We start from the raw sequence: 1,127 nt of genomic DNA, 5'->3' as shown, positions 1-1,127 counted from the left end.
GGTGAGGCCCGCGGCGCCCGCGGGCACGGTGCCTCCGGCCGCGATGTCGGCGGCGATCCGCTCGGCGTAGACCAGCCCCTCCAGCAGGGAGTTCGAGGCCAGCCGGTTGGCGCCGTGGACGCCGGTGCAGGCGACCTCGCCGCAGGCGTAGAGGCCGGGCACGGTGGTGCGGCCGGTCGAATCGGTGCGGACGCCGCCGGAGGCGTAGTGGGCGGCCGGGGCGACCGGGATCGGCTCGGTGACCGGGTCGATGCCGTGCGTCCGGCAGGCGGCGAGGATGGTCGGGAAGCGGTGCTCCCACATCTCGGCGCCGAAGTGGCGGGCGTCCAGGTACATGTGCGCGGCGCCCGTCTCCCGCATCCGGCGCATGATGCCCTTGGCCACGATGTCGCGCGGGGCCAGCTCGGCCAGCTCGTGCTGGCCGACCATGAACCGGACCCCGTCCGCGTCGACCAGGTGGGCGCCCTCGCCGCGCACCGCCTCGGAGACCAGCGGCTGCTGGCCCTCGGCGTCGGGGCCGAGGAAGAGGACGGTCGGGTGGAACTGGACGAACTCCAGGTCGCTGACCTCGGCGCCGGCCCGCAGCGCGAGCGCCACGCCGTCGCCGGTGGAGACCGACGGGTTGGTGGTGGCGGAGAACACCTGGCCCATGCCGCCGGTGGCGAGAACCACCGCGGGGGCGTGGACGGCGCCGACGCCGTCGTGCGCGCCCTCGCCCATGACGTGCAGGGTGACGCCTGCCGTGCGGCCCTCGGCATCGGTGAGCAGGTCGAGGACCAGGGCGTGCTCGACGGTCCGCAGGCCGCGGGCCTGGACCGCCTCGACCAGGGCACGGGATATCTCGGCTCCGGTGGCGTCACCGCCCGCGTGCGCGATGCGGCGGCGGTGGTGGCCGCCCTCACGGGTCAGCGCGATCCGGCCGCCCGGGTCGGTGTCGAAGCGGGCGCCGGTGGAGATCAGGCGGCGCACCGCGTCGGGGCCCTCGGTGACCAGCAGGCGCACGGCCTCCTCGTCGCAGAGTCCCGCGCCCGCGACCAGGGTGTCGTCGAGGTGCTGCCCGGGGGTGTCGCCCTCTCCCAGGGCGGCGGCTATGCCGCCCTGCGCCCAGCGGGTGGATCCGGCGTCCA

General features: G+C 76.1%; 1 protein-coding gene. It reads right to left on the bottom strand.

The window, feature by feature from the left end; translation table 11 throughout:
• Positions 1-1,127 (bottom strand): L-aspartate oxidase (locus HW445_RS32040; RefSeq protein WP_180224262.1); only part of this gene is annotated, 1,127 nt, incomplete at both ends.

The organism is Streptomyces sp. UH6, from assembly GCF_013421635.1.
Classification (GTDB): domain Bacteria; phylum Actinomycetota; class Actinomycetes; order Streptomycetales; family Streptomycetaceae; genus Streptomyces; species Streptomyces abyssomicinicus.
Note: the sequence above shows the minus strand (reverse complement) of the source record. Positions and strands in the feature narration are given on the sequence as shown.